At 67.5% G+C, this 6,527-nt stretch carries 7 protein-coding genes; 6 read left to right on the top strand and 1 reads right to left on the bottom strand.

What is annotated here, in order from left to right:
- Nucleotides 1-160: 160 nt before the first annotated feature.
- Nucleotides 161-1,798, bottom strand: coding sequence for a protein kinase domain-containing protein (locus ACWDSI_RS16730; protein WP_449757221.1), 1,638 nt, complete (start codon nucleotides 1,796-1,798; stop codon nucleotides 161-163).
- Nucleotides 1,799-1,960: 162 nt separating this feature from the next.
- Between ACWDSI_RS16730 and ACWDSI_RS16725 the strand changes: the two genes are divergently transcribed.
- The 6 genes from ACWDSI_RS16725 to rpsG all read left to right on the top strand — a co-directional run bounded on the left by ACWDSI_RS16725 (nucleotide 1,961) and on the right by rpsG (nucleotide 6,434).
- A complete protein-coding gene (locus ACWDSI_RS16725) occupies nucleotides 1,961-2,839 on the top strand; it encodes an exodeoxyribonuclease III (RefSeq protein ID WP_449757220.1) in 879 nt (292 codons plus the stop codon).
- A gap of 98 nt (nucleotides 2,840-2,937) precedes the next feature.
- Nucleotides 2,938-3,558, top strand: a complete 621-nt coding sequence (locus tag ACWDSI_RS16720) for a hypothetical protein (protein WP_449757219.1) — start codon at nucleotides 2,938-2,940, stop codon at nucleotides 3,556-3,558.
- A 212-nt stretch (nucleotides 3,559-3,770) separates the two neighbouring features.
- Nucleotides 3,771-4,403, top strand: coding sequence for a hypothetical protein (locus ACWDSI_RS16715; RefSeq protein ID WP_449746583.1), 633 nt, complete (start codon nucleotides 3,771-3,773; stop codon nucleotides 4,401-4,403).
- Nucleotides 4,404-4,521: 118 nt separating this feature from the next.
- Nucleotides 4,522-5,112, top strand: a complete 591-nt coding sequence (locus tag ACWDSI_RS16710; protein ID WP_449757218.1) for a hypothetical protein — start codon at nucleotides 4,522-4,524, stop codon at nucleotides 5,110-5,112.
- A 473-nt stretch (nucleotides 5,113-5,585) separates the two neighbouring features.
- A complete protein-coding gene (gene rpsL, locus ACWDSI_RS16705) occupies nucleotides 5,586-5,957 on the top strand; it encodes a 30S ribosomal protein S12 (protein WP_348805624.1) in 372 nt (123 codons plus the stop codon).
- A 6-nt stretch (nucleotides 5,958-5,963) separates the two neighbouring features.
- The gene (gene rpsG / locus ACWDSI_RS16700) at nucleotides 5,964-6,434 is read left to right on the top strand and encodes a 30S ribosomal protein S7 (RefSeq protein ID WP_449746581.1); all 471 of its coding nucleotides are present in this window, start codon (nucleotides 5,964-5,966) and stop codon (nucleotides 6,432-6,434) included.
- The last annotated feature ends 93 nt before the right edge of the window (nucleotides 6,435-6,527 follow it).

The following is a 6,527-nucleotide window of genomic DNA, read 5'->3' as shown; positions in this document are numbered from 1 at the left end:
CCCGGTCCTTGAGTTCCTCACTGTACTTGCGTGGTGCTGCCATGCTCTCCATCCTTCACAGGTTCGAGAGCCTCCGACAGACCCGGGGCGGTTCAGATCGGCCAGGCATCGACCGGTCGGGGTTGCTCAGCGGTCGGGGTTGCTCAGCGGTCGGGGTTGCTCAGTTGGGTGCCGCACGCCGCGCAGGTATCGACGCGAGAGCGGCGAGGACCGCGGCACCGGCTGCCCCGATGATGACCCACAGACCGGGGCCGACGGCGCTGGCCGGCAACCACTCCGAGAACGGCGCGAGGTCGGGGTCCGCGGCGGCAACGGCCGCCCACGGATCGTGGATCGCGCGCGCGGCGAGCACCGCCCCCACCGCGCCGCCGGCGAGGGCGATGATCGTTCCCACCACCCACACCGAGCGGATGGCCATGAGCGCCCCGGCGACGACGAGAAGTACTCCGCCGATCAGTGTGAACGCTCCCGGTGAGGAGTAATCGGCGTCGGCCAGCGTGTCACCGGGAGCGGCGCTGTCCTTCAGCGACACCGATCCCAGACCGGTCACCGAGTATGTTCGAAGCCCCACGTCGTCGGTGAAAGCCACCCGGGCCCACTCGATCGAGCTGCCCACGACCATTGCGATACCCGCGAGCGCCACGATCGCCGCACACATGAGAACCGCCGCGCCGGTGCGTGATCGTGTTCTTCGGGCAGGCTCATCGCCGGTAGGCGGCCCCGCGGCCCGAGTCGACGGGTCCGGTCCGATGTCGGCCGTCGCGGGTGTCATGTCGGCGGAACCCGGTGCCGGCGCGCTGTAGGCCTGCGGCGCCGCATGCTCGGTGACCGGAAACGAACCGGGTTGGCCGTGGGTGCCGGAGTTCTGGGGACCGGTGACCGGGTGTGTGCGCGACGGTCCCGACACATAGAGCGGCGTGGTGGCAACCGGGTGGGACACGGTGGCCGGTTCGTCTCGGCGCGGATTCACCGACTGACGGCCACGAACCGCCAACTCGTACGCGAGCGAGCGGCAATCGGGATAGCGGTGACCCGGGTCCTTGGCGAGCGCGACAGCGAAAACCGGGTCGAGCGCGGCGAGTTCGGGGCGCGACCGGCTGATCCGCGGCGCCGGCCGACGCAAATGGGCCAGCATGAGCGCCGGAATGGCGTCAGCCGTGAATGGTGGTGCGCCGGTGAGAAGTTGATATGCCGTGCAGGCCAGTGAGTACTGGTCGGATCGTGCTCCGGCCGGTGCGCCCTCGATGATCTCGGGTGCGCAGTACGACAGGGTCCCGACCAGGGCGTTGGACGCGGTCAGTGACGTGCCCGGTGCGTTGGCCAGTTTCGCGATGCCGAAGTCGAGAACCACGACGCGATCGACCGAACCGCCGTCGGCGCGGGTGACCATGATGTTGGCCGGCTTGACGTCACGATGGATGACGTCGTGGGAGTGTGCGTAGTCGAGGGCGTCGGCGACTCGTGCGACCACGTCGAACACCTCGTGCGGCGCGAGGCGAGCGGCGGTGAGATCTTCGCCGTCGATGTAGCTCATGGTGAACCACGGGGTGTCCTCGGCCATACCGAAATCGTGGATGGTGATGATCCCGGGGTGCTCGAGGGTGGCCGTCGTTCTGGCCTCGTTGGTGAACCGTCGGGCGAACTCGGCATTGCCCACGCCGGCAACCGAGATCACCTTGAGGGCCTGCCTGCGCAGGAGATGCGGGTGCTCGACGAGGTAGACCTGGCCCATTCCGCCGGCACCGAGAGTGCCGATGACGGTGTATCCGGCGAATGAGGAGCCGGGTTGCAGTGTCATGGCCACGCCCCTGTGATCGGTGATGGCGGCGTCGTGGCGCAACCATGACACACCGGCGCCGGGGGCCGCCAGGGGTCGTCATTCGAACGAACCATGTGCCGCACCGGACTGCAGGGCCGCCGGGCCCGCAGGTCCGCTCCTGCGACGACTACGGTGAAACACATGCGCGTGGCCACCTGGAATGTGAACTCGGTGAAGCAGCGGATTCCGCGTCTGCTGCCGTGGCTCGACGAGCGCGCCCCCGATGTGGTGTGCCTGCAGGAGACCAAGCTCTCCGACGACGCGTTCTACACCGTGCTCGGACCCGAATTCGCCGACCGCGGTTATGAGTTCGCGCACGTCGGCCAGGGACAGTGGAACGGGGTGGCGATCCTCTCGCGCGTGGGTCTCGCCGATGTGCGACGCGGATTCGACGACGCCCCCGGCTATCCCGATCCGGCGTCGGAACCGGAGGCGCGTGCGGTGTCGGCGGTGTGTGGCGGGGTGCGCGTCTATTCGCTGTATGTCCCCAATGGCCGCGAGCCCGACTCCGATCACTACCGCTACAAACTCGACTGGCTCGACCGGCTGCGCGACGCGGTGGCACCGGAAGCGCCGACCAGCATGCTGTGCGGCGACATCAACATCGCGCCGGCCGACGCCGACGTGTTCGATCCCGCGGCCTACATCGGTCACACCCACGTCACGGTTGCCGAACGCGGCGCACTCGAGGACATCGAGGGACTCGGCCTGCGCGACGTGGTTCGTGATCGCTGGCCGGACGAACGCGTGTTCAGCTACTGGGACTACCGTGCCGGAATGTTCCACAAGGATCTGGGAATGCGCATTGATCTGATCCTCGCCGGGGCTGATGTGGCCCCGCGTGTGCGGGCGGCATGGGTGGATCGCGCCGCGCGCAAGGGCACCAAACCCAGCGACCACGCGCCGGTCGTCGTCGACCTCGACTCCGCACCCGACGGGGACATCGGGCCGATGGTGCCGCCGCCGTCGAATCCGGCTCGCAGAGGTGGCGCAAGGGTCGTTCTACCACAGCAGAAATAGCACGGACGACTAAAATCAAAGGTGTCTCTCAGGTTGTCTGGAGACCCCCGATCACATCGTGTGACCGTCGAATCCTGTTGTCTCGAAAGGCAGGGATCATGAAGCACATGTCCCGGCTCCTGGTGCTGATCGCCGCGATCACCGTGGCCGCACTGGTCGCCGGATTCACCTATTCACCCGCGCGCGCCACTCCGGCGTACGCGACGCCCACCTACGTCGCGCAGCTCGCGCCCGGTGGGTCCGTGGTCACCGCGCACCTCACCGGAGCCAGGTTCGCTCCGACCCCGGTCGGTGGCCAGGTCGCCATCCTGGACCGCGCCGGCGGCGTACTCGAGCAGGTCGCTCTCGTGACCGAACTGAACGGGGTCGCGGTGCCGCTGCGGGTCTCGGTGGGTGCCGACCGCTCGACCGCAACCTTCACCCCATTGCTCTCCGACGCCATGCTGGCGAGCATCCGGCAGAGCGCGCACCCGGTGTCGGGGAAGAAGGACAAGGCCTACATGAACATGATGTGGCACCTCAACAACGGCTGGAACCGCGGTAACGCCGCGGTGACCACCGCCGTCGGTGCTCTCATCGGCTTCGCCGTCGGGTTCTTGCTGATCGGCGGCTGGCTCATCACCACGCCCATCGGTGCCGCGATCGGTGCCGCGGTCGGCATCAACGCCGGCGACCCGAAGGCCGGCCAGTCGGTGCTCGACTGGATCAACACCCCGTAGCGCCGAGCCGCTTCGCTGATCGGCCCCGTCGACCGCCTGATCGCGGTCGGCGGGGCCGTCGACGTTCACCTGATCGGACGAATCCGGCGCACCCGACGGGGTTTCGCGCTGCCCGCTGTCGGTCCCCGCCGCTAGCATTCAGCTGCCTCTCAGGTTCGGGCCGTCGGCTTCGATCCGAGGCGTTGTCTGTTGTCGAACAAGATCGGGGAACCATGAGAAACCTTCACCGCGTCGTATGCGCGATCGCCGCGCTCACCGCAGCGCTGCTGATCATTCCGCTCACCAACGGATCTGCCAATGCGGCACCGCCCGCGCCGTACTTGTCTGCCGCGTTCGCCCCGGGCGGCACGAGTGTGTCGGCGTCCCTTCGTGACGGTGTCTTCCGTCCGAACGCGGCGAACACCGAACTGCAGGTGGTCGACCGCGGCGGCCGGGTGCTCGACGCCCTGCCCCTGGTCGGGGAGATCAACGGTGTGCAGGTACCGGTGCGCTACACCCTCGGCGGTGGCGGGTCGAGCGTGACGATCACGCCGGAGCTGACCGAGCAGCGGCGCACCGACATCCTCGCCGTCGCCACGGACGTCGCCGAGAAGAAGCCGGCCAAGCCTGCTCCCAAGCCCAAGCGACTCACCAAGCAGCAGCGCTACGACATCATGATGAAGGAGCTGCAGAAGGGCTGGAAGGACTTCACCCCGATCTCCACCCTGATCGGTGGTCTCATCGGATTCATCGTGTTCGGCTGGATCGGAGCCGCAGTGGGTGCCGCGATCGGCGCCTACGTCGGGTACCAGACCACCAACCCGAAGGCGTGGCCCGCCGTCGTGGCGTGGTGGAACACGCCCTAGCGCACGGATATCGCCGCGCACGCATCCAATGCGGCCGTCTTCCACCTGTGGGCCGGGTCCGGTTTCGAGCAACGGACCCGGCCCACAGTTGTGTCAGCATTCGAGGGTGACAAATCGCATGCCATCCGGTCGCCGGGACACGGGCGCCATCGCCGGGTGGCGCGGCATTCTGACCGAACGTCGGGGTGGTCCGCTGCCGCCACGCCGCGCCGCATCGCGGCTCTCGGCCTACGTGTACGGCAACATCCTGGTGCTCGCGGCCGTCGTCGCCGTCTCTCCCCACGACCTCGAGAGTGGGCACGCGTTCTGGATCGTGATCGGCACCGGAGCAACGACCTACGTCGCCCACGTCTTCGCCGACCTCGTCGCACAGGGCAGCATTCCCGAGGCGCACGGCGGATCGCACGACTCCGCACCCACCAACGCCGACCGTGACCACGTTCTCGGCGAATTGCGCGACGCAGTGCCCATCGTGTCGTCCGCGACGTTGCCCGCGCTCGCACTGGCACTCGGATGGTGGGACGTGCTGCCCACCGCGTGGGCCCAAACGCTGGCCGCCGCAGTGGTCGTCGTGCGCATCGCGTCGGCGCCGATCGTGACCGAACGGGTGCGCGGCAATCCGGTGGGCCTCGGATTGATCGTCGGCGGCCTCGTCGTCGCGGTACTCGCCGCCGCCGTGGTGGCCCTGAAGGTGGTCTTCGGTCACTGACGGCCTCTGCAGCGCGCCGCACGGGTGGTGATCTGCGCCGCGGCCGGCCTGATGTCGGGAAGAAACGTGATTCGCGGGGCGTTCCACACGACGTATTGGTCACCGCGCGTTCACCGTCTCGTGGACCATCGGTGAGCAGGTGGTTCCGTTTTTTGACCTCTAGAAACCGGATCGGTAGAGTAGATCGTCGGTGCCCGGCACAGTCGGGCGGAGTCCGCATGCCCTCGACGGGTCGGAGAACACCGACTGGTCGTCCCTCAACCGGGGGAGTAGGCATACAGACTGCCACGCGAATCCGCCGTCGGAACGATGACACGCCCGACCTCGGGGTAGCAATAATTACACTGACCAGCACGTATGTGCCGGTGGGGCGAGTTGTGGAAGCAACCAGATTTCGGCGAAATCGCTGAACTGCGCGCTTGCCCGGAGCACAAACCACGACACGACGACAACAAGAGGAAAGAAACTCACCAGTGCCAACAATCAATCAGCTGGTCCGCAAGGGCCGCCACGACAAGGCCGCGAAGAAGAAGACGGCCGCCCTCAAGGGAAGCCCGCAGCGTCGCGGCGTGTGCACCCGCGTGTACACCACCACCCCGAAGAAGCCGAACTCCGCGCTCCGGAAGGTCGCCCGTGTGCGCCTGACCAGCGCCGTCGAGGTCACCGCTTACATCCCGGGTGAGGGCCACAACCTGCAGGAGCACTCGATGGTGCTCGTGCGCGGTGGTCGTGTGAAGGACCTTCCCGGCGTTCGTTACCGCATCATCCGCGGCTCGCTCGACACCCAGGGTGTCAAGGACCGCAAGCAGGCCCGCAGCCGCTACGGCGCCAAGAAGGGGAACTGATAAGTCATGCCACGTAAAGGACCCGCACCCAAGCGCCCCCTCGTCAACGATCCGGTCTACGGTTCGACCCTGGTCACCCAGCTGGTGAACAAGATCCTGCTCGACGGCAAGAAGTCGACCGCCGAGCGCATCGTCTACCAGGCCCTCGAACAGGCCCGCGAGAAGACCGGCACCGACCCGGTGATCACCCTCAAGCGTGCGCTCGACAACGTCAAGCCCACCCTCGAGGTCAAGAGCCGCCGCGTCGGCGGTGCCACCTACCAGGTGCCCGTCGAGGTCAAGCCCGGCCGTGCGAACACTCTCGCGCTGCGCTGGCTGGTGACCTTCAGCCGTCAGCGTCGTGAGAAGACCATGGTCGAGCGTCTGGCCAACGAGCTGCTCGACGCATCCAACGGTCTCGGCGCGTCGGTCAAGCGACGCGAGGACACCCACAAGATGGCCGAGGCCAACCGGGCGTTCGCGCACTACCGCTGGTGAGAACGTGCCGCGCGTGAGGCATCGTGCCTCACGCGCGGCCCCAGCGGTGTCGGCCCCGGCCGTGTTGACCACGCAGTGTTGACCCCAGCCCGT

It is taken from the genome of Gordonia sp. NPDC003429 (assembly GCF_053588575.1).
This window is presented reverse-complemented; position numbering and strand designations above follow the sequence as displayed.

Excerpts from the sequence above, each read along its gene's own strand:
- rpsG (WP_449746581.1), top strand. The coding sequence starts at position 5,964 with ATGCCACGTAAAGGACCCGCACCCAAGCGCCCCCTCGTCAACGATCCG.
- ACWDSI_RS16720 (WP_449757219.1), top strand. The coding sequence starts at position 2,938 with ATGAAGCACATGTCCCGGCTCCTGGTGCTGATCGCCGCGATCACCGTG.
- ACWDSI_RS16715 (WP_449746583.1), top strand. The coding sequence starts at position 3,771 with ATGAGAAACCTTCACCGCGTCGTATGCGCGATCGCCGCGCTCACCGCA.
- ACWDSI_RS16710 (WP_449757218.1), top strand. The coding sequence starts at position 4,522 with ATGCCATCCGGTCGCCGGGACACGGGCGCCATCGCCGGGTGGCGCGGC.
- ACWDSI_RS16725 (WP_449757220.1), top strand. The coding sequence starts at position 1,961 with ATGCGCGTGGCCACCTGGAATGTGAACTCGGTGAAGCAGCGGATTCCG.
- ACWDSI_RS16730 (WP_449757221.1), bottom strand. The coding sequence starts at position 1,798 with ATGACACTGCAACCCGGCTCCTCATTCGCCGGATACACCGTCATCGGC.